The organism is Castellaniella caeni NBRC 101664 (assembly GCF_001592225.1).
GTDB lineage: Bacteria > Pseudomonadota > Gammaproteobacteria > Burkholderiales > Burkholderiaceae_B > Castellaniella > Castellaniella caeni.
The window spans coordinates 1-23292 of the sequence record NZ_BCWN01000024.1 but is presented as its reverse complement, the minus strand read 5'-3'; the positions used below and the strand labels follow the sequence as shown (position 1 = coordinate 23292).

The window sequence follows — 23292 nt, the reverse complement described above, 5'->3', positions numbered from 1 at the left end:
AAAAACTCGTGCATAATCTCGTTTCTTCGTTAACGAAGCCCTGTTTTGGGGGTATAGCTCAGCTGGGAGAGCGCTTGCATGGCATGCAAGAGGTCAGCGGTTCGATCCCGCTTACCTCCACCAAAACTTCTTTAACGAATGTCCAGTCCCCTTCGTCTAGAGGCCTAGGACATCACCCTTTCACGGTGAGTACAGGGGTTCGAATCCCCTAGGGGACGCCAGTTTGGTCTGGCACCGCTGCGGAGCGGTAGTTCAGTTGGTTAGAATACCGGCCTGTCACGCCGGGGGTCGCGGGTTCGAGTCCCGTCCGCTCCGCCAACAATTTGAAAGCCTGCTAGTCAAGTAGATTAGCAGGCTTTTTCCTTTTTCGCACCAGCCATGTGCCGTTGAAGGGGTCGCACGGCAGCAGGCGGCGCTGGCAGATCGGGGAGAATTCATCACCATGAAAACTTTGCCACGCATCGTCGTGCTGGGCACGGGCGGCACCATCGCCTCCACGGCTTCGGACGCCACCACGTTGTCGGACTACGCCGTCACGCAAAGTGTCAGCGCGCTGCTGGGTGAAGACAGCGGCATCGAGCGCCTGATGCGGGTCGAGTACCGACAGCCGCTCAACGTGGACAGCCGCGAGATCACCAATTCGATGCTGCTGGCATTGGCCGCCGAGGTCGAGGCGCAGCTGGCCGACCCCGATATCGATGGCGCCGTCATCACGCATGGCACCGACACCCTCGAAGAAACCGCCTATTTCCTGAGCCTCACGCTGCAGTCGAGCAAGCCGGTCGTGATCGTGGGGGCCATGCGCCCCAGTTCGGCGATCAGCGCCGATGGGCGGCTCAACCTGTATAACGCGCTGGTGCTGGCGGCCAGCCCCAAGGCCCGCGGGCTGGGGGTGCTGGTCACGCTCAACGACCAGTTTTTTGCCGCGCGCTTCGTCAGCAAGTTTCACACCACGCGCGTCGATGCCTTTGGGGCGCCCGACCAGGGCAGCCTGGGGTCTGTGCGCGACGGCCAGGTGCATTTGTACCAGGTGCCCGTCGGCCTGCATCCTGACGCGCCGACCTTCAGCCTGGCGGGGCTGGCGCGACTGCCGGACGTGGACATCATCTACGACCACCAGAGCGCGGGACTGCATCACTATCGGGCATCCATCGACGCACAGGTGGCGGGCATCGTGGTGGCGGCCTGCGGCAACGGCAGCCTCTCACCCAATGCCCAGGCTGGTCTGGCCCAGGCCGTGAAAGCGGGCATTGCCTGCGTGCGCAGCAGCCGTGTGCCCACCGGCGCCATCACGCACAGCCGCTTCGATGAAGCGGGCGGCCTGGTTGCCGCAGGGGCACATAATCCGCAAAAGGCGCGCATCCTGCTGATGCTGGCACTCACCGTCACGCGCGAACGCGACGCGTTACAGCACTACTTCGACGGCTGCTGAGACTGCAGGATATCCAGAAAAAGCTCTGCACTGGCCGGTAGCGGTCGCGACGCCTCGGTGATGGCGCAGATCTGGTTACGAAATTCAATACTTTCATCCACCCGGCGGATGGGGTAGCGCACGTTGATCAGCTCGGCGTAGTGGGCCGGCAGCATCCCGATGAAGTTGCCCGTGGCGATGAAAGTGGCGATGGCTTCCAGTCCGCCAGCGTCGGGCCCGCGTTGGAAGCGGCCCGTTGCCATGATCTTGTCCACGAACGGATGGTGTCGATAGACCAGCTGCAGTCGGCTGGCAGCCTGTTCGTTGACATCGCGTGCGACGTACAAGCGGTGAAGCTCTTCGAACAGCGGCAGGTAGTTGAAAGTGCGATCCCGCTGATATTGCCCCCGTATGGCGATCTGCACGCGACGCTCGCGCAGCGCCCGATTGAGCTGGGTGTGCGTCAAGACGACGATTTCCGGATAGACGTCCGGCGCCCGATGGCGCAGCTCGTTCAGGGCGGTCGGCAGGGTGCAGGCGGGATCCGTGAGGATGTGCTCGACCAGCCCGATGGTCAGCGGCCCCGTCAGCACGCCGGTGGCGGCATCGATGTCGGGCTGGATGCGATCCAGGGCGCGCAGCGCCCGGCTCGTTACCTCCAGGGCGACGGTGCCGGCGTTCGTGAGCCTGAACCCCCCCGGGCCGCGTTCACACAGCTTGACCCCGAGGCGCTCTTCGATCTCCAGGATGTGTCGGCTGACCGACGCTTTTGAGAGGTGCAGCTGGCTGGTGGCCGCCGTGATGCCGCTGGCTTGCGCGGCGGCACAGAATACCCGCAGTGATTTCAGGTCGCGTTCCGTCAGGAGCCTGCGCGGGGCACCGTTGCCCCACGAAGTCTTGTTTTTCGTAACCATGTTTCAAAAATATCGATTTTTCGAGAATGGCAAATACGATAGCCTACTTGAACTTCCTACGACAATAAGGATGAGACAAATGAACACCTTCGGAAAAAAGGCATTGACCCGGCTCGTGCTCGCCGTGAGCGCGCTTTCCTGTAGCGTCGCGTATGCCGCGGCGGGCGGCACCATTGCGGACATCAAGGCCCGCGGGCAGTTGACGGTCGGCACGGAAGCGGCCTACGAGCCATACGAGTTCGTGCAGAACGACAAGATCGTCGGCTACGGCAAGGACATACTCGATCACATGGTGGCGAAGCTGGGCGTCAAGCTCAATCAGCTCAACCAGCCGCTGCAAGGGCTTTTGCCCGGTGTGCTCGCCAGGAAATTCGACTTCGTGGCGACCAGTGTGGGCATCACCAAAGAGCGCGCGCAGAAGGTGGCCTTCACCGAGCCCGTCGGCGAGGTGCGTTCCATGCTGGTGGTGAAAAAGAGCAACACGGCCATCCAGTCGGGAGCCGACATCGCGGGCAAGATCGTCGGCACGCAGATGGGATCGCTCGCCCAGCCTGAAATCCAGAAGTACAGCCAGCAGCTGGAAAAAGAGGGCAAGAAGGGCTACGCCGACCTGAAGCTCTTCCAGTCCTATCCCGACGTCTCTGTGGCGCTCGTCAACGGCACCATCGACGTGGGTGTGCTGCCCTCCAACGTGCTGGCGCTCGAAATGAAGCAAAAGCCCGATGCCTACCGCGTCGTCGGCCAGGTGGGCGAGCGCCGACTGCTGGCCTGGGTGACCAACCCGAAGGACAAGGAGATTCGCGCCTTCATCAATCAGACGCTGGATGACATGCGCAGCGACGGCACGCTCGCCAAGCTGCAGGAGAAGTGGTTTGGCGAGACCATGGATCTGCCGACGAAGGATTACCTGCCTGCTGGCGCCCTCTAGCGCCCTAGCGCCTTCTTCAAAGGAGTCGCCCGATGATCGACTTTCTGACCGCCCAGGGGGCCCTCGACCCCTTCTACGCGGGGGTGCTGCGCGCCTCCGGGGTGACGATTCTGGCAAGCGTGGCCGCCTTCTGCCTGGGGCTGTGCCTGGGGACTGTCATCCTGTTCGTGCGGGTCAAGGGCGCCCGGCCGCTGAAGGCGCTGGCCAGGCTTTACGTGAGCGTCATTCGCGGCACGCCGCTGCTGATACAGCTCCTGATCGCGTATTACGTGATCCCGACCGTGCTGCAGATAGAGCTCAGCCCGATGGAGGCCGGCATCCTCGCGCTGGCGTGCAATACCGCCGCCTATATCAGCGAAATACTGCGCGGCGCGCTGACGACGATTCCGCGCGGCCAGGGCGCCGCTGCCAGCGCCCTGGGGATGAGCCAGCACCTGACCTGGCTGTACATCCTGCTGCCGCAGGTCTTTCACCGTTCGCTGCCGCCCCTGACCAACGAGTTCACGATCCTGCTGAAGGCGTCTTCGCTGCTGTCCATCATCTCGGTGGCCGAGCTGTCCGCCTTGGCGCGGGATGCCAACCTGCAGAGCAATCTCCCGCTGCAGGTGTTTGTCGCGGCGGCGGCCGTGTATTTCATGATCCTCTTCATTGCGTCGTCCTTCTCCCGTTTCGTGGAAAGGAAAATCGCGAGGGTGTTGCCAAATGCTCGTTGATCTCGAAGTCATCCGTGAGTCGCTGCCCATCCTCCTGAGCGGTCTGAAGATCACCGCGCTGGTGAGCGTCATCGGGATCCCCGTCGGCATCCTGATCGGCGGCCTGCTGGCCTACGCGGCGGAGGGCAAGTACGCCGTCTTGCGGCTGTTTGCAAAATGCTATGTGGAAGTCGTCAGAAATATTCCTTTTCTCATCATCGTCTACCTGTCTTACTTCGGCCTGCCGAAGGTGGGCGTGGTGCTCTCGGACTTGTACGTCGGGCTGATCACGGTCGCCTTCTATACGGGCGGGTATTTCTGCGAGGTCATGCGGGCCGCCCTGCACAGCGTGCCGAAAGGGCAGACGCAGGCGTCCGTCTCGCTGGGGATGCGACCGATCGCCGTGCAGTGGCACATCGTCATCCCGCAGCTGCTCTCGTTTCTGCTGCCGCCCACCACAAGCCTCGTCATCATGATGTTCAAGGAGACCTCGATTCTGTCGGTCGTCGCCCTCAAGGAACTCACCTACCAGACCAACCTTTTGTCCTCCACCACCTTCGCCTATGTCGAGGTGTTCGGCATGGCTGCGCTGCTGTACTGGCTGTGCAGCCTCTTGCTTGATTTTTCGGGAAATTACTTCGAGCAGCGCGTCGCGAAGTGGAATGCCGATTAAAAACCGCCGCGTGGTGGAACAACGAGACGCGCTTAACTTTTTAAGGAGTCATCCATGGAACAACTGACCGTACCCCCGCGCACCGGACACAAGACGCTGCTGTATTCCGAGCCCGCGCAGGATCTCGACAACCTCAAGGCCGACATCGCCATTCTGGGCATGCCGTTCGGCGCCGCATACAGCCCGAAATCGTTCACGAACGACCAGAGCCATACCCCGCAGACGATGCGCGACATCAGCGACCGGATCGTGCGGGAGCCGGATCACTACGACTTCGATATCGATGGGGCCCTGCTGCAGGGGCGTGACGACATCCGCTTCGTCGATTGCGGCGACGTGCTGCCCGATCTGGCCAAGCCGGGTGATCACTATCGCAAGGCGGAAGCCGCCGTGCGCCGGATTCTCAAGGCCGGGGCTCTGCCCATCGTGCTGGGCGGCGACCACGGGATTACGACGCCGATCCTGCGGGCGTTCGACGAGTTCGCCCCGGTCACGCTCGTGCACGTCGATGCGCACCTGGACTGGCGCGACAATGTGAACGGTGTCAAGGAAGGCCTCTCCAGCCCGATTCGCCGGGCGTCCGAAATGGCGCACGTCAAGGACATCGTCCAGATCGGCCTGCGGGCCCAGGGCAGCGCCCGGCAGGAAGAGTACGACGCTGCGCGGGACTACGGCGCGGTGCTGGTCAGCGCCTACGAACTGCATGAGGTCGGGATGAAGGCGATCCTGGATCGCATCCCGGACGGCGGCAATTATTACATCAGCATCGATGCCGACGGCATCGACCCCAGCATCATGCCGGCGGTCGCTGGCCCGGCGCCGGGCGGCGTGACCTACGTGCAGGCCCGACAGCTCATTCATGGGCTGGTCAACAAGGGGCGGGTGGTCGGCATGGACATCGTGGAAATCCAGCCGGGCAAAGACCTTGCGTGCCAACTGACCTGCGTGACGGCGGGCCGGTTCATCGTCAATCTGATCGGCGCGACGATACGGGCGGGCTATTTCGACAAGAAGTGACGCGGCCCATGATGGCTGCGGCCGACGGGCAGCCGCCCTGCGGCCAAACAGAAGAAAAAGCCATCCACGGCCGACAGGCCAGTGGAGGAGGCGATGGAGACGATCATGATAGAGATCAGTGGCATCAACAAGTGGTATGGCAATTACCACGCGCTCAAGGACTGTTCCACCACGGTCGAAAAGGGTGACATCGTCGTCGTGTGTGGCCCTTCCGGGTCGGGCAAATCGACGTTCATCAAGACGGTCAATGGGCTGGAATCCATACAGAAGGGCGACATCCGGATCGAAGGCCTGTCGATCTTGAGCGCGAAGACGGATCTTGCCAGGCTGCGCACGCGTGTCGGCATGGTCTTCCAGCACTTTGAACTCTTTCCCCATCTCAGCATCCTGCGCAACCTGACCATCGCGCAGACCAAGGTGCTCAAGCGGAGCAAGAAAGAAGCCGAAGAGAAGGGCTATGCGCTTCTGAAACGGGTGGGGCTGGCGGATCACGCCCACAAATATCCGTCCGAACTCTCGGGCGGGCAGAAGCAGCGCGTGGCCATCGCCCGCTCGCTGTGCATGGATCCCAACGTCATGCTGTTCGACGAGCCGACGTCCGCGCTGGATCCGGAGATGATCAGCGAAGTGCTCGACGTGATGACGGAACTGGCGCAAGAGGGCATGACCATGATGGTCGTCACCCACGAGATGGGGTTCGCCAAGCGGGTCTCGGATCGGGTCATTTTCATGGAAAGCGGCGAGATCATTGACGACACCTCCACGGCGGCCTTTTTCTCGGGCGATACGTCCGCGCGCGCGAAATCGTTCCTCTCCAAGATTCTGAACCACTAGTGTGCTGTTCGGTTGGCCGAACAGCGTGTTGGCCGATAGCGGTCAGCCGTGGCGCGGGTGCGCCCGGGCGTCGAAAATTCTATTGGGATTCTCATGCACGAACTTGATGCGGTGTTTCATGCGGGTGCCGACCCCGATGCGGCGGCATCCGTATCGGCAGGTGTGTACTATGGGGCGGAAACAGGTAAGGCGTTGGCTAATTTCCAGATATCGGGCGCGCGCCTGGGTGACTTCCCTGCCTTCGTCCATGCCCTGGCCTACGTGAAGCTGGCCGCCGCCCGCGCCAATGCGCGGGTTGGGCTGCTGGGTGCCGAGAAGGCGGCGGTTATTGGCAAAGTCTGTCTGGAAATTCTGGCGGATCAGCACTTGGCGCAGTTTCCGCTCGACATGTTCCAAGGAGGCGCGGGAACGTCCACGAACATGAATGTCAACGAGGTCATTGCGAATCGTGGGCTGGAAATCATGGGCCTGGCGCGGGGGGCATACGCCAGCCTGCATCCGAATGACGATGTGAACTGCTCTCAGTCCACCAACGACGTCTATCCGACGGCGGTGCGCCTGGCGATCCTGCTCACCTTGCCGCGGCTCGAAGCGGCGCTGGCCGGGCTGGCCGATGCTTTTGAGGAGCGGGCCGAGCGGTTCGCTGCGATCGTGAAGCTGGGCCGCACGCAATTGCAGGATGCGGTGCCGCTGACCCTGGGCCAGGAGTTCATGGCGTTTGCCGCCGCCGTCCGGCAGGGCCGGACGGCGCTGCGCGAGGTGGCATCGGCCTGCGCACGGATCAATCTCGGCGGCACGGCGATCGGCACCGGGATCAATGCCAGCCGGGAATACCAGGCGAGCGTCCTGGACGAGCTTCGGCGCGCGACTGGCATTTCTTTCGTATCGGCGGACAATTTGGTGCAGGCGTCGTGGGACGTCGATGCGCTGGTGCTGTGTTCCGGCACCTTGAAGCGCATCGCCACGACCTTGTCCAAGATTTGCAACGACTTGCGCCTGCTGGCGAGCGGCCCCAGGGGCGGCCTGTCCGAGATCAGCCTGCCGCCCCTGCAGGCGGGTTCGTCGATCATGCCGGGCAAGGTGAATCCTGTCGTGCCGGAGGTCGTGAATCAGGTGGCTTTCCGGGTCATCGGCAGCGACATGGCGGTCACCCTGGCGGCGGAAGGCGGGCAGCTTCAGCTGAACGTCATGGAACCGCTGATCGTGTTCAGCCTGCTCGAATCGATGGCATTGCTGAGCAATGCCGTGACGACGCTGACGGTGAAGTGCGTGGCGGACATCGCCGCGGATGCGCAAAACTGTGCCCGGCATCTCGAGCGCAGCATGGCCGGGGCCACGGCGCTGACGCCCTGCGTCGGTTACGAGCGCGCGGCGCGGCTGGCAAAAGAAGCGCTGGCATCGGGAAGCACTCTGAGCGAGGTCGTTTCGGCCCAGCCCGATCTCCCGCAGGACGTCATCCGCCAGATCCTGGACTTGCGTCGGCTGACTGAAGCCGTGCGGCTGGAGGACGGCTCAAAAGCTCGATATTCCACCATGAAATAGGGTTTTTGCATGTGTGCCGGGGTAGCCATATCCGGTAACATGCCTGATGGCAGGAGACCGACGGCCAGCAGGCAGTGTCGTCCGCGTCGTTGCCTGCCGCCTTCTGACATCAGGATTGCATGCAAGCACCTTCTCCGAATGCAGCCACCCTTGCAGTCCGCCCGCGATTCCGGCTGGGCGCGCTGTCTGCCGTGTTCTACGTGCTCATGCTCACGTTCGTGCTGGGCAACGCGGTGCTGGTGTATTCCCTGATGGCGCGCTATGAGACCGCGCTCGACCAGTCCTCCTTGCTCGACGGCATGCGCACCACCAGCCAGCAGCTGGCCGTGCGGGCCATGCGCCTGTCCGATGGCGGCGTCTTCCAGACCGGCCAGCTCAGTAAAGAAATCGACGCCATGGATCGCTCTTTGCAGGCCTTCGACCAGGGCGGCGTGGTCGATGACCGTGAACTGGCGGCCATCACCCAGCCGGAGGTGCGCAAGTTCCTGCCCAAGATCCACCGTGACTGGGTGGTGCTGCGCGGGCGCCTGCAGGCGGTCATGCTCGACTCGTATTCGCGCAACGAGGCGCCCGCCGACGCGCGCGACCTGCCGCACACCGTGCAGCGACAATGGATCGCCGATGACGCCGCCACGCTGCTGGGCTCGCTCAATGCCGCCCTGAACGCGCTGATGCCCCAGCTGCGCCAGAGCAAAGATCAGGCGATGGCCTGGCTCTTTGGTATCGTGCTGGCCGACCTCCTGCTGCTGTTGGGGGCTTTCCTCTTTGTCCACTATCGCGTGCTGCACCCCTTGCAGCGTGTGCACCGTGCCGCCAGAGAGCTGCTGCGCGGCGACATGGTGACGCAGGTGGCTGACGGCGGCGGGGTGGGCGAACTCAACGATATCGCCCAGGCCTTCAATGCGCGCACGACCCGCATGCAGACCCTCTTGAGCCAGATGCGCTCCGACCGCGAAGGGCTCGAACGCTCGGAGATCATCTTCCAGGGGCTCGCGGCCAACGCCATCGTCGGTATTTTCCTGCTGGCGCGCGACCGCTTCAGCTTCGTCAGCCCCAAGATGGCCGAGATCTTCGGCTACCGGCCCGACGAAATGACGGGGCATTTGTCCCTGCTGTCGGTGATCGCCCCGCGCGAGCGCTACCTCGTGGACGAGGCCCTCAAAGTGGGCCAGAAACGCAAGGACGGCACGGTGCGCTTCGAGCGCCGCGGGCGGCGCAAAGATGGCTCTTTGCTGGACATCGAGGTGTTCATCACACTGGTGGGCGAGGGCGAGCAGATGTCCACCATCGGCCTCGTGCAGGACATCACCGAGAGCAAGCAGGCGGAGTCCTCGGCGCAGCTGGCCGCCATTGCCTATGAAAACAGCAGCGAAGCCATCGTGCTCACTGACGCCACCGGGGTCATCATCGACGTCAATCCGGCGTATTCGCGCGTCACGGGCTATTGGCCCGACGAAGTGGTGGGCGAACTGCTGCCGTTGCTCAAGCCGGGGCGCCACAACCGCGACTTCTACGACGAGATGTGGCATGCCATCAACACCAAGGGGCGCTGGGAGGGCGAGTACTGGCTGCAGCGCAAGTCGGGCGAAGACTACGCCCAGCGGGCGGTGCTGGATACCGCCTGGAACCACGACGGTTCTGTCAATTGCCGGGTGGCGATGCTCAGCGACATCACGCAGAAAAAGCAGGTCGAGGCCGCCATCTGGAACCAGGCCCACCACGACCCGCTCACCGACCTGCCCAACCGCCAGTATTTCAACGAGCGCCTGAAAAACGCCGTCGAAGAGGCCAACCAGCGCCAGCGTTCGCTGGCTCTGCTGTTTCTCGATCTCGATCTCTTCAAAGAGGTCAACGATTCCCTGGGCCACGCCATGGGCGACCGGCTGCTGGTCGAAGTCGCCCAGCGCCTGCAGCACTGCACCGATCCGTCCGTGCACTTTGTGGCGCGCCTGGGCGGGGACGAATTCGTCATCCTCATCATGGGGGGCGCCACGCGCGCGGCGCTCGATGCCCTGTGCCAGCGCATTCTCGACGGCATCACCGAGCCCTACCAGCTGGCGGGCAATCTCATCAAAGTGTCCGCCAGCCTCGGGGTGGCCCGCTATCCGGAAGACGCCGATTCCGCCGAGACCCTGATGCGCCACGTAGACATGGCCATGTACGAGGCCAAGGCCGCGGGCCGGGATGGCTACCGCTATTTCGACGAGTCGATCCGCGAGCGCTCGGACATGCAGCACGATCTGCTGGTGAGCCTGCCCCAGGCGCTGGAAGCGGGGCAGTTTTTTCTGCTGTACCAGCCCATCTACGATTTCAGCAGCAAGAAGATCATCAAGGCCGAAGTGCTGCTGCGCTGGCGGCACCCCGACTACGGGGTGATCGCACCGATGGACTTCATCCCGTTTGCCGAAGAGCGGCAGCTGATCCGGCCCCTGGGCGACTGGGTGTTCCACGAGGCCATCTTGCAGTTGGCGCACTGGCGCCAGGCGCTGGCTCCCGGCCTGCGTCTCACCGTCAACGTCTCGCCGGGGCAGTTTGGCCTGGCGCAATCCGGCCTGGAGACGGTACTGGGGCAGCTGGAAGTGCTCAACCTGCCGGCCGACAGTCTGTCGCTCGAATTCAACGAGCAGCTGCTGGTCAGCCTCAGCCCCATGGTGCGCGAGCGCCTGCAGCAACTGCACGAGCTGGGCATGCGCTTCAGTGTGGGGGCGGCCTCGGTGGGAATGCCCGCCTTGCTGGCCACCCGCCACCTGCTGTTCGAGACGCTCAAGCTCGAGCGCAGCATCACCGAAGAAGTGCTCACCAGCGAACAGGCCCGACTGGTATGCGAAGCCATCGTGGGGCTGGTGCACCGCCTGGGCATGCGCGTCGTGGCCGAGGGCATCACCAGCCAGGCGCAGTACGAGCTGCTGCGCGCAATGGGCTGCGACGCGGGGCAGGGCTACTGGCTGGGCGAGCCGCTCGACCAGCAACAGTTCGAGCAGCGTTTGCAAGACCCGGCGGGGCCGCGCCTGTGATGTGCTCCGGAGGCTGAGCGGACAGGCCGCCCGGCTGCGCACCGGGCGTCAGTCAGGGTTCCGGTCGGGGTTTGAATCCGGGCTTCGGTCTGGGTTTCAGTCGGGGCCTGCGGGGCGACGGCGGCGCGCAGCCAGCAGCAGCCCCAGCACGCTCCAGACCAGCACCGGCAGATTGCCCCAGCGCACATAGGGGCTCAGGCCGGTCATGCCCTGTACCTCGACGTCCAGCACGCCGGGGATGGCCGGGTCGAGCGCGCCGAGCACCGCGCCGTCGGGGGCGATGGCGGCGGTCGTGCCCGTATTGGTGGCGCGCAGCATGGGCCGGGCGGTTTCCAGCGCGCGCATGCGGGCCATCCACAAGTGCTGGCGCAAAGCCCAGGTATTGCCGAACCAGGCCAGATTGCTCAGGTTGACAAGGATGCTGGCCCCCGGCGCGCCCGAGGCGTCCGGCGCCACCGAGGCGGCGATTGCCTCGCCGAACGTGTCTTCATAGCAGATGTCGATGGCCAGGGCCTGCCCGTCCAGCGACAAGGGGGCCTGGCGCAGCGCGCCGCGGTTGAAGTCCCCCAGGGGGATTTGCAGGGCGTGCACGAACCAGCGAAAGCCCGGCGGGATGAATTCGCCGAATGGCACCAGATGGTGCTTGTCGTAGTGCCAGCGCTCGGGCACCAGGGGAGGGCGGGTATCGCCGGGATAGAGGACGGTGGCGCTGTTGGTGTACTGGTTGCCGCCATCGCGCTGGGTGTGCAGGGGCAGTCCCAGGACGATGGCGGCGTTCATCCGCTGGGCGAGATCCAGCCAGGGCTGCCAGACCGGCGCGGGGATTTCGTCCTGGAAGATGGGCACCACGGTTTCGGGCAGGATGACCAGGCTGGGCTGGTCTGCGGGACTCTTGGCGGCCAGCCCGGCCAGGCGGCGAGCGTGTTCCTGTGCCTGCAGGAAGCGTGCGGGATCGAATTTTTCGGCCTGCGGCGTGGCGGGCTGTACCAGGCGAACCAGCAGTGGAGTGCCGTCGGGTTGCGACCAGGACAGGTGGGTGGCGGCGATGCCGGCCAGGCCCGCCAGCAGCGTCAGGGCGATGCCGGCGGCCGCGCTGCGGTCGTAGGGAGTGTCTTTGGCCCGGGCCATGAGGCCGATCGTGGCCGCCGCGAAGGCGGCCAGCCAGGCCAGGCCGTAGACGCCCACGACGGGGGCCCAGGCGGCGAACATGCCTTCCGCGTGCGCGTAGCCGATGTTCAGCCAGGTGAAGCCGGTGAACAGGGTGCCGCGCAGCCACTCGAACAGCGTCCAGGCGCTGGCCCAGGTGACGGCGTTGAGCACTTGGCGCGCGGCGCGCTGTTCCGGGTTCTTGTGGGCGGCGCTCAGCCAGGCGCTGAGCGCGCAGGCCGCCGCGCCGTACAGTGCCATGCAGGCGGCAAAGAGCAGCAAAGCGGCGCTGGCCAGCCACAAAGAGAGCCCGCCGAATTCGTGCATGCTGATGGTGAGCCAGTACACGCCGACGGTGAACTGGGCCAGGCCGAACAGCCAGCCGTAGAATGCCGCCTGGCGCGGCCCCGTGGCGCGCCAGGTCGAGGCGGCCAGCACGGACAGCGCGCCGATCTGGGCAAAGGGCAGCACCCAGGCGGGCAGGGGGCCCGGCGCAAAGCACAGGGCCTCGATGGCGCCGGCGACGAGCACCCAGAGCCAGGTGGGCGAGGGGCGGGTCATCCGTGCTGTTCGGTGGTGGATGGTATGGCGGCGAGCCGCTGCACGTGCAGCCAGCGTGCGCGCTTGCCGTCGGCGCCCACCACGGTGAAGGCCAGACCCTGGCTTTCGAAGCGTTCGCCGCGCCGCGGGATGTGGCCCAGTTCGGCGGCCAGCCAGCCGTTGAGGGTGTCGTAGTCTTCGTCGGGCAGCTGCACCTGGAAGGCTTCGTTGAAGTCGTCGATCTCGGTGGTGCCCATGGCGCGCCAGCTGTTGTCGCCAGTGCGGAAGATGGTTTTTTCGTCTTCGTCGTCGAATTCGTCTTCGATGTCGCCGACGATCTGTTCGAGCACGTCTTCCATGGTGACCAGGCCGCAGATGCCGCCGTGCTCGTCGATGACCACCGCCAGGTGGTTGCGGCTGACACGAAACTCGTGCAGCAGTTCGTTCAGGCGCTTGGATTCGGGGATGAACACCGGGGGACGCAGCAGCGCGCGGATGTCCAGCGCGTGGTCGGAGAGGGTGAGCAGCAGGTCTTTGGCCAGCAGCACGCCGATGATGTTGTCGCGGTCGCCCTCGTAGACCGGAAACCGGGAGTGTCCGGTTTCGGTGATGATGGGCATGAGTTCGGTGAGCGGCTGCGCGATGTCGAGAAGATCCATGCGCGAGCGCGAGACCATGATGTCGGCCACGGTCTTGTCGGCCACTTCGAGGGCTCCGGAAATCATGGCATACGATTCGCCGTCGAGCACGGAATGATCGTGGGCGGCTTCGAGCACGGCACGGATGCCTTCGCGGTCTGTGGGGGCGGCGGGCCGCAGCAGGGACTTGATGCGGGAGAAGAAAGAGCTGGACGCCGCCTGAGCAGGTCGGGGTTCTGAGTCGGAAGAGTGAGGGTCTGGCATTGTCCGAAGGACGAGTGAGGGATTCTGTAGCATAACCGATAAAACGGCGCGCTTAGGCGGCGCCCTCGGCCCGGTAGGGGTCGGGGATGCCCTGCGCCGCGAGGATGGCGGTTTCCAGGGTCTCCATGCGTTCAGCTTCGTCGATTTCGATGTGGTCGTAGCCCAGCGCGTGCAGCACGCCGTGCGTGACCAGGTGGGCAGCGTGGTGCAGCAGTGGCTTGCCTTGCTCGGCCGCCTCGCGTTCGAGTACCGGCAGGCAGAGCACGAGGTCGCCGCTGATGAGGCCCGAGGGGTCGGCTCCGTACTCGAAGGTGAGGACGTTGGTGGCGTAGTCTTTCTGCCGCCAGGCGGCGTTCAGGCTGCGGCCTTCGTCGGCATCGACGATGCGCAGGGTGAGCGCCACCGGCTGACCGGCACGCGGGTCGGGGGCCGCCAGGGCCTGTTCGAGCGCGCGTCCCACCCAGCGGCGCAGGCGCCAGCGCGGCAGCTGCGGGGCGGCGACGGCGTACTGGATGCTGAGTGAGAAATCAGGATACATGGTCGCCTGCCTGTTCGTAGGCATCGACGATGCGCCCGACCAGCGGGTGGCGCACCACGTCGCGGCTGGTAAAGCGTGTCTGGGCGATGCCGACCACTCCGTCGAGCACGTCCAGCGCGTGCAGCAGGCCGCTTTGGTGCCCCTTGGGCAGATCGACCTGCGAGGGGTCGCCGTTGATGACCGCCTTGCTGCCAAAGCCGATGCGGGTGAGAAACATCTTCATCTGCTCGGGCGTGGTGTTTTGCGCTTCGTCGAGGATGATGAAGGCGTGGTTGAGCGTGCGCCCGCGCATGTAGGCCAGCGGCGCGATCTCGATGGTCTGCTTGTCGAACAGGCGCTGGGTCTTTTCGAAGCCCAGCAGGTCGTAGAGGGCGTCGTAGAGCGGGCGCAGGTAGGGGTCTACCTTTTGCACCAGGTCGCCGGGCAGAAAACCCAGGCGCTCGCCCGCCTCGACCGCCGGACGGGTGAGCACCAGGCGCGAGACGGATTCGCGCTCCAGCGCGTCGATGGCGCAGGCCACGGCGAGCCAGGTCTTGCCGGTGCCCGCGGGCCCGACACCGAAAGTGACGTCGTGCTTGAGGATGGCGCTGAGGTATTCGCGCTGGTGCGGTGTGCGGGGCCGCAGATCGGACTTGCGCGTGCGCAGCACGATGCCGTCTTCGTCCACCGGGGGCAGGTCGGGCAGGGCGTGGTGCGGCGCCTGTTGGGCGGGCGCCGCCGTGCCGCGGTTGCTCAGTTCGACCAGGCCCAGCTGCAGGGCGTCGAGCGACAGGGGCGCGTGGGCGCTGCGTTCGTGGAACCAGCGCAGGGCCTGGGCGGCCTCGGGGGCGCGTTCGCCGCGGCAGCTGAAGCGGTTGCCCCGGCGGCTGATGGTGACGTCGAAGGCCTGGGCGATCTGGCGCAGGTTTTCGTCCAGCGGTCCGCACAGATTGGCCAGCTGCTGGTTGCCGCCGACCAGTTGCAGGGTATGGGGACGTTTGCCGGCAGTGGTGGAGCGTGTCGTGCTCATGCGCCGACCCGGTCGGTGACGCGTGTGACGATTTCGCCGCGCAGGGTGTTGGCCATGGCTTCGGTGATGCGCACGTCCACCATCTGGCCGATGAGCCGCGGCTGACCGGCGAAGTTGACGATGCGGTTGTTTTCGGTGCGTCCCTTCATGTCGGCGGGGTCGCGCTTGGATGGGCCTTCGACCAGCAGGCGCTGGACGCTGCCCACCATGGCCTGGCTGTAGGCGGCGGCCTGCTCGTTGATGAGCGTCTGCAGGCGGTGCAGGCGGTCGAGCTTTTCTGCGTGCGGCGTGGGGTCGTCCAGGTCGGCCGCCGGGGTGCCAGGGCGCTTGGAATAGACGAAGGAGAAGGATTGGTCAAAGCCCACGAAGCGGACGAGATCCATGGTTTTCTGGAAGTCTTCTTCGGTTTCACCCGGAAAGCCGATGATGAAGTCGGACGACAGGGTGATGTCGGGGCGCGCGGCCTTCAGGCGGCGGATGATGGACTTGTATTCCAGCGCGGTGTAGCCGCGCTTCATGGCGGCCAGGATGCGGTCGCTGCCCGCCTGCACGGGCAGGTGCAGGAAGGGCACCAGCTTGGGCAGGCGCCCATGGGCCTCGATGAGGCGCGCCGTCATCTCTTTGGGATGCGAGGTGGTGTAGCGGATGCGCTCGATGCCGGGGATGTCGTGTACGTAGTCGAGCAGCATGGCGAAGTCGGCGATTTCGCCGGATTCGCCCGTGGGGCCACGGTAGGCGTTGACGTTCTGCCCCAGCAGCGTGACTTCGCGCACGCCCTGGTCGGCGAGGTCGGCGATTTCGGTGAGCACGTCATCAAAGGGCCGGGAGACTTCGGCGCCGCGCGTGTAGGGCACGACGCAGAAGCTGCAATATTTGCTGCAGCCTTCCATGATGGAGACGAAGGCGGTCGGGCCTTCGACGCGGGCCGGGGGCAGAGCGTCGAATTTCTCGATGAGCGGAAAGGAGATGTCCACCTGCGAACGGCCCGTGGCGCGGCGCCGGTCGATGAGTTCGGGCAGGCGGTGCAGGGTCTGCGGGCCGAAGACCACGTCCACGTACGGGGCACGGCGTACGATGGCTTCGCCTTCCTGGCTGGCGACACAGCCGCCCACGCCGATGACCAGATCGGGCTTGGCCTGCTTCAGGTGCTGCACGCGACCCAGGTCGGAGAACACCTTTTCCTGTGCTTTTTCGCGCACCGAACAGGTGTTGAACAGGATGATGTCAGCGTCGTCGGGCGTGTCGGTGAGCTCGACCCCTTTGGTCGCGCGCAGGATATCGACCATCTTTTCAGAGTCGTACTCGTTCATCTGGCAGCCGAAGGTGCGGATATAGAGCTTTTTGTGTTCGCCCGGCTGCATGGGCTTGAGCAGATCGGCCAGGGTCTCGTCCTGCGCCTGGCGCCAGGCCTGGTCTTTCAGGTGCTCGGCGGATTCGCGGGAGGCGGGGATGACGCCAGGGCGGCGCACAGAGTTTTCTTGCATGGCAAAGCGCCGGGGCGGGTTTATATCCCGGGGGCGGCAAAAAATGGAGAATTGACCATTTTACTGGATATCGCCGCTCGGCTGCGGTTTTGTATCTCCGAACCGGCTGCCTGCATCCATGGCACCGTGCAGTATGCGCACGATGCGCACGGTTTTCGCCTCTATCGTGAAGTAGATGACGTAGTGTCCGTGCGCGCAGGAGCGAACCTGCGGGCCACATTCAGGGCGCAGGCGATATCCTTTGGGTGACGCGACGATCTTTTGGCACTGGCCGCGCAGTTGCGCGATGAACCGAACCGATTGTGGTGGGCTGTCCTGAGCGATGTAGTCGCCGATGGTTTCTAGGTCGAGGATGGCTCGTGGAGAGAATTCCAGGCGCATGAGGTGTCTTTTTGGGCAGTCATGAGTTGGTATTTTGCTTCTAGCTGCTGGAAGACATCATCGGCAGAAATGCCAGGCCCACTGGCGATGCCCTGCGCGATTGCTTCGCGTAGCGCGGCGTGCTGTGCCTCTTGGATTTCCAGGAGGCGCAGGCCCGCACGGACGACTTCGCTGACGTTGTTGAAGCGGCCTGACTCGACCTGCTGGCGAACGAAATTTTCGAAGTAGGGGCTGAGTGCGACGCTGGTGGGCATGGCAGGTTTTCTTTGAGGGGGGTATTAATAGTTATTAAATGCGTTGCACTGCGAGATGTCAATGGGGAGGCCGAGGGCTGTCCTGGGCTGCGGCGCCTTTCCCCACCTCGCGGCCTGCGGGCCGCTCAGATAAAACAGGCACAAAAGAGCCCGCAGGGGCTTTTCTTGTGTGAGGGTTTTCTTGGCTTGAGATGCTTTTCCCCACCTCGCGGCCTGTAGGCCGCTCGGATAAAACAGGCACAAAAGAGCCCGCAGGGGCTCTTTTGTGTCCTGTTTTATCCCAATTCCACGTCGGCGCCTTCTTTTTTGACGTGCTTGACCAGCAGGTCTTCGCGCTTGATGCCCATCCACATGGCCAGGGCGGCGGCCACGAACACGGAGGAGTAGATGCCGAACCAGATGCCGATGGTCAGGGCCAGCGAGAAGTTGTGCAGGGTGGGGCCGCCGAAGAAGAACATCGACAGCACCATCATCTGTGTGGAGCCGTGGGTGATGACGGTACGGGAAATGTTCTGCGTGATCGATGCGTTGATGATCTCGCGCACCGAGGCCTTGCGCTGCTTGCGGAAATTTTCGCGGATACGGTCCATCACCACCACGGATTCGTTCACCGAGTAGCCCAGCACGGCCAGCACCCCGGCCAGCACCGAGAGTGAGAATTCCCACTGGAAGAAGGCGAAAAAGCCCAGGATGATCACCACGTCGTGCAGGTTGGCGATGGCGCACGAGGCCGCCAGCTTCCATTCGAAGCGGATGGCCAGGTACACCATGATGCCCACGACCACGAAGAGCAGCGCCATGAGGCCGTTATGCAGCAGCTCTTGCCCCACCTGCGGGCCGACGAACTCGACCCGACGCAGCTGCACGTCGGCGTGCTGCGCCTGCAGGGCCGAGAGCACGCTGCGGCTTTGCGCGCTGGTGTCCTGGTCGGTGCGCACCGGCAGGCGGATCATCACGTCTTGCGAGGTGCCGAAGTTCTGCACCTGGAAGTCTTTGTAGCCCAGCGCGTCGATGGCCGTGCGGATGTCCGTGACCGGCGCCGTCTGGGCGTAGTGCACCTCCATCACCGTGCCGCCGGTGAATTCGATCGACAGGTGAAAGCCCCGGGTGGCGATGAAAAAGACGGCGGCGAGGAACGTGATCAGGCTGATGATGTTCAGGAGCAGCGCATGCCGCATGAACGGAATGGTGCGGTGGATACGGAAAAATTCCATGATGAGTCCTGGTTAATCCTGATTGGGTTTCCAGACGTGCCCGATCGACACCGTCTTGAGCTTGCGCTTGCGGCCGTAGTACAGGTTGGCCAGGGCGCGCACGCCCACCACCGACGAGAACATCGAGGTGAGGATGCCGATGCAGTGCACCACCGCGAAGCCGCGCACCGGGCCCGTGCCGAAGGTGAGCAGGGCGATCCCCACGATGAGGCTGGTGAGGTTGGAGTCGAAAATGGTTGCCCAGGCGCGGTCGAAGCCCAGGTGAATGGCCTGCTGCGGCGGCAAACCTAATCGCAGTTCTTCGCGGATGCGTTCGTTGATGAGCACGTTGGCGTCGATGGCCATCCCCAGCGTGAGCGCCACGGCGGCGATGCCGGGCAGCGTGAGCGTGGCCTGCAGCATCGAGAGCACGGCCAGCAACAGCAGCACGTTGAAGCTCAGCCCCAGCGTGGAGAACAGGCCGAACAGGTGGTAGTAGACGATGATGAAGATGGCGATTGCCGTGAAGCCGTACAGCGTGGAATCAAAGCCCTGCTTGATGTTGGCGGCACCCAGGCTCGGGCCGATGGTGCGCTCTTCGATGATGTGCATCGGGGCGGCCAGGGCGCCGGCGCGCAGCAGCAGGGCGACGTCGGCAGCTTCTTGGGCCGACATGCTGCCGGAGATCTGCACTTGCCCGCCAGGGATTTCCGAGCGGATGACGGGGGCTGTGACGACCTCGCCCTTGCCGTTTTCAAACAGCACGATGGCCATGCGCTTGCCGATGTTGTCGCGCGTGACGTCGCGGAAGATGCGCGCGCCCTTGGAATCGAGCGTGAGGTTGACCGTGGGCTGCTGGGTCTGCTGGTCGCGGCCTGGCTGGGCGTCTTGCAGGTTTTCACCCGTGAGGATGACCTGGCGGCGCAGCAGCAGCGGGCGGCCGTCGCGGTCGGTGTATTTCACCAGGCCGAAGGGCACGCGGCCCGACTGCAGGGCGGCCGTGGCCGCCGGCGAGTCGTCCACCATGTGGATTTCGAGCGTGGCCGTGCGGCCGAGGATTTCTTTGGCCTTGGCAACGTCTTGCACGCCCGGCAACTGCACCACGATGCGGTCGCCGCCCTGCTGCTGGATGACCGGTTCAGCCACGCCCAGTTCGTTGATGCGGTTGTGCAGCGTCTGGATGTTTTGTTTCAGGGCGTTGTCCTGCACCTGAGTGATGGCGGTGGGGCTGAGCTTGCCGTCCAGCAGCCAGGTGGTGCCCGACTGGCCGTTGCTGAAGACCATTTCGGGCATGGCGCGGCGCAGCGCGTCGGCGGCGGCGTCGCGTTCGTCTTGCGTGGCGAAGGTGGCGCGCACCGAGAGCTGGTTGCGTTCGACGTCTTCAAACTTGAGCTTGTTGTCGCGCAAGGTGCTGCGCGCTTCGCCCGCCATCGAGTCGTAGCGGCTGCTGAGCGCGCCCTGCAGATCGACCTGCAGCAGGAAGTGCACCCCGCCGCGCAGGTCGAGGCCCAGGTACATGGGGTGGGCGCCCAGGGCGGTCAGCCAGTTGGGCGAGGCCGACATCAGGTTCAGGGCCACCGTGTAATCCGGGTTTTTGGGGTCGGTGTTCAGCGCCTTTTCGAGCGTGTCCTTGGCCTTGAGCTGTGTGTCGGTGGAGTCGAAGCGCAGGCGCACCGTGCCCACCGGGCCGTTCATCTCGAAGGAGCTGGCGGTTGGCGTGATGTGATCCTGGCTGAGAATCTGGTCGGCGCGCGCGAGCGTTTCCTGATCGATCTTGACCGATGTCTTGGCGCCCGCAATCTGGACGGCGGGGGATTCACCATACAGGTTGGGCAACGTATAGAGCACGCCGATGATGAGGGCGGCCAGTACGATGAGGTACTTCCAGAGTGGGTAGCGGTTCATGGTCGATCGACAGGGGAGGGCTGAAAAGACCGGGCGCCGCACGAGGGGCGGCGCCGGATTGGGCGGATCAGAGCGACTTGATCGTGCCCTTGGGCAGGACGGCCGTGACGGCGCTGCGCTGCACGATGGCCTCGACCGCCTTGTCTCCGGCCTGGGCGATTTCGAGGGTGAGGTAGCTGTCGCTGACCTTGCTGATCTTGCCCAGCATGCCGCCCGAGAGGATCACCTCGTCGCCCTTGGCCAGGGCCTGCACCATCTTCTTGTGATCTTTCTGGCGCTTCATTTGCGGGCGGATCATCAGGAAGTACAGGATGACGAACATCAGGATGATGGGCAGCATGCTCATCAGCGCATTGGGTTCGCCCGCGGCGGCCTGGGCCGGGATCAGGGTCAGGGTGTCAACGACAGACATGAAGGCTCCTGGAAAATTCGGTGTGGGGTTAAAGGACGGGATGGGATAAATCAGATTAACTCTTGATTGTAGCTTGTCGCTGTATCCGTGGGCAGTCGCGTGCGTTGACGGACGTCCCGGCGGCTTTTGGCTGTCGGGCAGGTTGGCCTATTCGATGCCCCGCGCCCGGTCTTGCAGAAAGGCCTCGCGCCAGGCCTCGAAGCGGTTCTGTTCGATGGCGGCGCGCATGTCCGCCATCAGATTCAGGTAGAAGTGCAGGTTGTGCAGCGTGTTCAGTCGCGCGCCGGTAATTTCCCCCACGCGCTGCAGGTGGTGCAGATAGGCGCGCGAGAAGTGCTGGCAAGTGTGGCAGTGGCAACCATCGTCCAGCGGGCGCGTGTCGTCGCGGTAGCGCGCATTGCGAATCTTGACGTCGCCGTAGCGCGTGAAGAGCCAGCCGTTGCGGGCGTTGCGCGTGGGCATCACGCAGTCGAACATGTCCACCCCCTGGCGCACGCCCTCGACCAGGTCTTCGGGGGTGCCCACGCCCATCAGATAGCGTGGGGCGTGGGTGGGCATGCGCGGTGTCACGTGCGCCAGCACGCGCAGCATGTCTTCCTTGGGTTCGCCCACCGACAGCCCGCCAATGGCATAGCCCTCGAAGCCGATGTCGGTGAGGCCCGCGAGCGATTCGTCGCGCAGGTCTTCGTACATGCCGCCCTGGATGATGCCGAACAGGGCGTTGGGGTTTTGCAGTTCGTGAAACGCCTGGCGCGAGCGCCGCGCCCAGCGCAGCGACATGCGCATCGAGGCGGCGGCTTCTTCATGCGTGGCCGGGCGCTCGCCGATCTTGTAGGGCGTGCACTCGTCCAGCACCATGACGATGTCGGAGTTCAGGCTGCGCTGGATGCGCATGGATTCTTCGGGCGAGAGAAACTGCCGCGAGCCGTCGATGGGCGAGGCAAAGCGCACGCCTTCTTCGGTGATTTTGCGCATGCCGTCCAGGCTGAACACCTGGAAGCCGCCCGAATCGGTGAGGATCGGGCGCTTCCATTGCATGAAGCCGTGCAGGCCGCCGTGCTTGTCGAGCACCTCGGTGCCGGGGCGCAGCCACAGGTGGAAGGTGTTGCCCAGCACAATTTGCGCGCCAATGTCTTCGAGCTCGTGCGGCAGCATGGCCTTGACGCTGCCGTAGGTGCCCACGGGCATGAAGATGGGGGTCTGCACGACCCCGTGGTTCAGGGTGATGCGACCGCGCCGGGCGGCGCCGTCGGTGTGCAGCAGTTCGAATTGCAATCCGGTCATGGGGTCTGGGCGGCCTCGATGAACATGGCGTCGCCATAGCTGAAGAAACGGTAGCGCGATTGTACGGCGTGCGCATAGGCGCGGCGGATGGGCTCCATGCCGGCCAGCGCCGACACCAGCATGAGCAGGGTGGATTGCGGCAGGTGAAAATTGGTGATGAGCGCATCCACATGGACGAAGTGGTAGCCAGGCGTGATGAAGATGCGGGTGTCGCCTTCGGTGGTGTGCACGCCGTCGCCTTCGTGTGCCGCCGCTTCGAGCGAGCGCACGCTGGTGGTGCCCACGGCGACCACGCGCCCGCCGCGGGCCCGGGTGTCGTGAATCTTGTGCAGTGTTTCGGCGGGCACGACGTAGCGCTCGGCGTGCATGTGGTGGTCGCGGATGTGTTCCACGCGCACGGGCTGGAAGGTGCCTGCGCCCACGTGCAGGGTGACGAAGGCCTGGTCGATGCCCTGCGCTTTCAGGCGTTCGAGCATGGCCTGGTCGAAGTGCAGGCCGGCGGTGGGCGCGGCCACGGCACCCGGGGTTTCGGCGTACACGGTCTGGTAGCGCGATTCGTCGTCGTTGTCCGCGGCGTGCGTGATGTAAGGCGGCAGTGGCACGCTGCCGTGGCGCTCGAGCACATCCAGCACGGGCTCAGGGAATTCGATCTCGAAGAGTTCACCTTCGCGCCCGCGCACTTCGACTTCGAGGGCGCCGTCGGCCAGCAGCAGTCGGGTGCCCGGCTTGGGCGATTTGCTGGCGCGCACGTGGGCCAGAGCTTTTTGTGCTGCGGTGATGCGCTCGACGAGTACTTCCACCTGGCCGCCGCTGGCTTTGTGGCCGCGCAGGCGGGCCTTGATGACGCGGGTGTTGTTGAAGACGAGCAGGTCGCCTCGGCGCAGCAGGCCGGGCAGGTCGGTGAACTGCCGGTCGTGCAAGCCGCCGGTGGCATCCAGATGCAGCAGGCGGCTGGCGTCGCGCCGCTCGGCGGGGTGCTGGGCGATGAGTTCGGGCGGCAGGTGGTAATCGAAGTCGGAGAGGTCCAGGTCTTGGTTGATGATGTTGTCGGACATTGGGGCGTGGCGCCAGGGGGGGTGAAAGGTGGAGGGTATTTTAGTCGCTGCTTGTAGCATGCTTGCCGGGTTGCTGGGTTGCCGGGTTGCCGGGTTGCCGGGTTGCTGAGCGGCCGGTTTCTAAGCAGCTGGGCTGTTGGCTTCTGCGCTGCACCGGCGTGCCG

Annotated in this window: 21 protein-coding genes and 3 tRNA genes; 11 read left to right on the top strand and 13 right to left on the bottom strand. The window is 64.5% G+C overall.

The genetic code is table 11. From position 1 onward, the window contains the following. Positions 1-47 precede the first annotated feature (47 nt). The 4 genes from CCA01S_RS13125 to CCA01S_RS13110 all read left to right on the top strand — a co-directional run bounded on the left by CCA01S_RS13125 (position 48) and on the right by CCA01S_RS13110 (position 1432). Positions 48-123, top strand: a tRNA-Ala gene (locus tag CCA01S_RS13125). 22 nt (positions 124-145) lie between these two features. After that, positions 146-221 (top strand) — tRNA-Glu (locus CCA01S_RS13120). A gap of 20 nt (positions 222-241) precedes the next feature. Beyond that, positions 242-318 (top strand) — tRNA-Asp (locus tag CCA01S_RS13115). Positions 319-442: 124 nt separating this feature from the next. After that, positions 443-1432, top strand: a complete 990-nt coding sequence (locus tag CCA01S_RS13110; RefSeq protein ID WP_066459248.1) for an asparaginase — start codon at positions 443-445, stop codon at positions 1430-1432. Here the strand turns inward: CCA01S_RS13110 and CCA01S_RS13105 are convergent. Continuing rightward, a complete protein-coding gene (locus tag CCA01S_RS13105) occupies positions 1414-2325 on the bottom strand; it encodes a LysR family transcriptional regulator (RefSeq protein WP_066459245.1) in 912 nt (303 codons plus the stop codon). The two genes, CCA01S_RS13110 and CCA01S_RS13105, sit on opposite strands and share 19 nt — an antisense overlap. Positions 2326-2404: 79 nt before the next feature. On the opposite strand from CCA01S_RS13105, the gene CCA01S_RS13100 reads away from it, so the two are divergent. From CCA01S_RS13100 to CCA01S_RS13070, 7 genes are all read left to right on the top strand, one after another. Further along, on the top strand, positions 2405-3253 hold the full coding sequence (locus CCA01S_RS13100; protein WP_232305126.1) for a transporter substrate-binding domain-containing protein: 849 nt from the start codon (positions 2405-2407) through the stop codon (positions 3251-3253). 32 nt (positions 3254-3285) lie between these two features. Next, entirely contained in the window at positions 3286-3966 is a 681-nt protein-coding gene (locus tag CCA01S_RS13095; protein ID WP_066459241.1) for an amino acid ABC transporter permease, read from the top strand. Further along, positions 3956-4618 carry an amino acid ABC transporter permease gene (locus tag CCA01S_RS13090; protein ID WP_066459239.1) on the top strand — a complete coding sequence of 221 codons (663 nt, stop codon included), beginning with the start codon at positions 3956-3958 and terminating at the stop codon, positions 4616-4618. The genes CCA01S_RS13095 and CCA01S_RS13090 overlap by 11 nt, the downstream gene beginning before the upstream one ends. 54 nt (positions 4619-4672) lie before the next feature. Continuing rightward, positions 4673-5635, top strand: a complete 963-nt coding sequence (locus CCA01S_RS13085) for an agmatinase (RefSeq protein WP_066459237.1) — start codon at positions 4673-4675, stop codon at positions 5633-5635. Positions 5636-5740: 105 nt separating this feature from the next. After that, on the top strand, positions 5741-6469 hold the full coding sequence (locus tag CCA01S_RS13080) for an amino acid ABC transporter ATP-binding protein (RefSeq protein WP_066459235.1): 729 nt from the start codon (positions 5741-5743) through the stop codon (positions 6467-6469). Between the two features lie 93 nt (positions 6470-6562). Then, positions 6563-8011: an aspartate ammonia-lyase gene (locus tag CCA01S_RS13075; RefSeq protein ID WP_084386757.1), complete on the top strand. Its 1449-nt coding sequence runs from the start codon at positions 6563-6565 to the stop codon at positions 8009-8011. A 119-nt stretch (positions 8012-8130) separates the two neighbouring features. Further along, positions 8131-11025, top strand: coding sequence for a bifunctional diguanylate cyclase/phosphodiesterase (locus CCA01S_RS13070; RefSeq protein ID WP_084386756.1), 2895 nt, complete (start codon positions 8131-8133; stop codon positions 11023-11025). 96 nt (positions 11026-11121) lie between these two features. Here CCA01S_RS13070 and lnt read toward each other — a convergent pair whose 3' ends face one another. From lnt to queA, 12 genes are all read right to left on the bottom strand, one after another. Further along, positions 11122-12732 carry an apolipoprotein N-acyltransferase gene (gene lnt, locus CCA01S_RS13065; RefSeq protein WP_066459231.1) on the bottom strand — a complete coding sequence of 537 codons (1611 nt, stop codon included), beginning with the start codon at positions 12730-12732 and terminating at the stop codon, positions 11122-11124. Beyond that, on the bottom strand, positions 12729-13613 hold the full coding sequence (locus tag CCA01S_RS13060) for a CorC family transporter (protein WP_066459229.1): 885 nt from the start codon (positions 13611-13613) through the stop codon (positions 12729-12731). Before CCA01S_RS13060 ends, lnt begins: the two co-directional genes overlap by 4 nt. Positions 13614-13665: 52 nt before the next feature. Beyond that, positions 13666-14151, bottom strand: a complete 486-nt coding sequence (ybeY, locus tag CCA01S_RS13055) for an rRNA maturation RNase YbeY (protein ID WP_066459227.1) — start codon at positions 14149-14151, stop codon at positions 13666-13668. Further along, positions 14141-15160 (bottom strand): PhoH family protein, encoded by a 1020-nt coding sequence (locus tag CCA01S_RS13050; protein WP_066459225.1) that lies wholly within the window; start codon positions 15158-15160, stop codon positions 14141-14143. The genes ybeY and CCA01S_RS13050 overlap by 11 nt, the downstream gene beginning before the upstream one ends. After that, positions 15157-16521 carry a tRNA (N6-isopentenyl adenosine(37)-C2)-methylthiotransferase MiaB gene (gene miaB, locus CCA01S_RS13045; RefSeq protein ID WP_066459315.1) on the bottom strand — a complete coding sequence of 455 codons (1365 nt, stop codon included), beginning with the start codon at positions 16519-16521 and terminating at the stop codon, positions 15157-15159. The genes CCA01S_RS13050 and miaB overlap by 4 nt, the downstream gene beginning before the upstream one ends. A 183-nt stretch (positions 16522-16704) precedes the next feature. Continuing rightward, positions 16705-17025 (bottom strand): type II toxin-antitoxin system RelE/ParE family toxin, encoded by a 321-nt coding sequence (locus CCA01S_RS15370; protein WP_084386754.1) that lies wholly within the window; start codon positions 17023-17025, stop codon positions 16705-16707. After that, entirely contained in the window at positions 16986-17279 is a 294-nt protein-coding gene (locus tag CCA01S_RS13040) for a type II toxin-antitoxin system ParD family antitoxin (protein ID WP_066459224.1), read from the bottom strand. Before CCA01S_RS13040 ends, CCA01S_RS15370 begins: the two co-directional genes overlap by 40 nt. A gap of 275 nt (positions 17280-17554) precedes the next feature. Continuing rightward, positions 17555-18493 (bottom strand): protein translocase subunit SecF, encoded by a 939-nt coding sequence (gene secF, locus CCA01S_RS13035; RefSeq protein WP_066459223.1) that lies wholly within the window; start codon positions 18491-18493, stop codon positions 17555-17557. A gap of 12 nt (positions 18494-18505) precedes the next feature. Then, complete coding sequence (secD, locus tag CCA01S_RS13030; protein WP_066459219.1) at positions 18506-20377, bottom strand: protein translocase subunit SecD; 1872 nt, start codon at positions 20375-20377, stop codon at positions 18506-18508. A 67-nt stretch (positions 20378-20444) separates the two neighbouring features. Continuing rightward, positions 20445-20789 carry a preprotein translocase subunit YajC gene (yajC, locus tag CCA01S_RS13025; protein WP_066459218.1) on the bottom strand — a complete coding sequence of 115 codons (345 nt, stop codon included), beginning with the start codon at positions 20787-20789 and terminating at the stop codon, positions 20445-20447. A 147-nt stretch (positions 20790-20936) separates the two neighbouring features. Then, positions 20937-22073: a tRNA guanosine(34) transglycosylase Tgt gene (gene tgt / locus CCA01S_RS13020; RefSeq protein ID WP_066459217.1), complete on the bottom strand. Its 1137-nt coding sequence runs from the start codon at positions 22071-22073 to the stop codon at positions 20937-20939. Next, the gene (gene queA / locus CCA01S_RS13015; RefSeq protein WP_066459216.1) at positions 22070-23128 is read right to left on the bottom strand and encodes a tRNA preQ1(34) S-adenosylmethionine ribosyltransferase-isomerase QueA; all 1059 of its coding nucleotides are present in this window, start codon (positions 23126-23128) and stop codon (positions 22070-22072) included. Before queA ends, tgt begins: the two co-directional genes overlap by 4 nt. Between the last annotated feature and the right edge of the window lie 164 nt (positions 23129-23292).

Bases quoted from the DNA above. Each gene is read 5' to 3' on its own strand.
- CCA01S_RS13110 (WP_066459248.1), top strand. From the start codon at position 443: ATGAAAACTTTGCCACGCATCGTCGTGCTGGGCACGGGCGGCACCATC.
- CCA01S_RS13105 (WP_066459245.1), bottom strand. From the start codon at position 2,325: ATGGTTACGAAAAACAAGACTTCGTGGGGCAACGGTGCCCCGCGCAGG.
- CCA01S_RS13100 (WP_232305126.1), top strand. From the start codon at position 2,405: ATGAACACCTTCGGAAAAAAGGCATTGACCCGGCTCGTGCTCGCCGTG.
- CCA01S_RS13095 (WP_066459241.1), top strand. From the start codon at position 3,286: ATGATCGACTTTCTGACCGCCCAGGGGGCCCTCGACCCCTTCTACGCG.
- CCA01S_RS13090 (WP_066459239.1), top strand. From the start codon at position 3,956: ATGCTCGTTGATCTCGAAGTCATCCGTGAGTCGCTGCCCATCCTCCTG.
- CCA01S_RS13085 (WP_066459237.1), top strand. From the start codon at position 4,673: ATGGAACAACTGACCGTACCCCCGCGCACCGGACACAAGACGCTGCTG.
- CCA01S_RS13080 (WP_066459235.1), top strand. From the start codon at position 5,741: ATGATAGAGATCAGTGGCATCAACAAGTGGTATGGCAATTACCACGCG.
- CCA01S_RS13075 (WP_084386757.1), top strand. From the start codon at position 6,563: ATGCACGAACTTGATGCGGTGTTTCATGCGGGTGCCGACCCCGATGCG.
- CCA01S_RS13070 (WP_084386756.1), top strand. From the start codon at position 8,131: ATGCAAGCACCTTCTCCGAATGCAGCCACCCTTGCAGTCCGCCCGCGA.
- lnt (WP_066459231.1), bottom strand. From the start codon at position 12,732: ATGACCCGCCCCTCGCCCACCTGGCTCTGGGTGCTCGTCGCCGGCGCC.
- CCA01S_RS13060 (WP_066459229.1), bottom strand. From the start codon at position 13,613: ATGCCAGACCCTCACTCTTCCGACTCAGAACCCCGACCTGCTCAGGCG.
- ybeY (WP_066459227.1), bottom strand. From the start codon at position 14,151: ATGTATCCTGATTTCTCACTCAGCATCCAGTACGCCGTCGCCGCCCCG.
- CCA01S_RS13050 (WP_066459225.1), bottom strand. From the start codon at position 15,160: ATGAGCACGACACGCTCCACCACTGCCGGCAAACGTCCCCATACCCTG.
- miaB (WP_066459315.1), bottom strand. From the start codon at position 16,521: ATGCAGCCGGGCGAACACAAAAAGCTCTATATCCGCACCTTCGGCTGC.
- CCA01S_RS15370 (WP_084386754.1), bottom strand. From the start codon at position 17,025: ATGCGCCTGGAATTCTCTCCACGAGCCATCCTCGACCTAGAAACCATC.
- CCA01S_RS13040 (WP_066459224.1), bottom strand. From the start codon at position 17,279: ATGCCCACCAGCGTCGCACTCAGCCCCTACTTCGAAAATTTCGTTCGC.
- secF (WP_066459223.1), bottom strand. From the start codon at position 18,493: ATGGAATTTTTCCGTATCCACCGCACCATTCCGTTCATGCGGCATGCG.
- secD (WP_066459219.1), bottom strand. From the start codon at position 20,377: ATGAACCGCTACCCACTCTGGAAGTACCTCATCGTACTGGCCGCCCTC.
- yajC (WP_066459218.1), bottom strand. From the start codon at position 20,789: ATGTCTGTCGTTGACACCCTGACCCTGATCCCGGCCCAGGCCGCCGCG.
- tgt (WP_066459217.1), bottom strand. From the start codon at position 22,073: ATGACCGGATTGCAATTCGAACTGCTGCACACCGACGGCGCCGCCCGG.
- queA (WP_066459216.1), bottom strand. From the start codon at position 23,128: ATGTCCGACAACATCATCAACCAAGACCTGGACCTCTCCGACTTCGAT.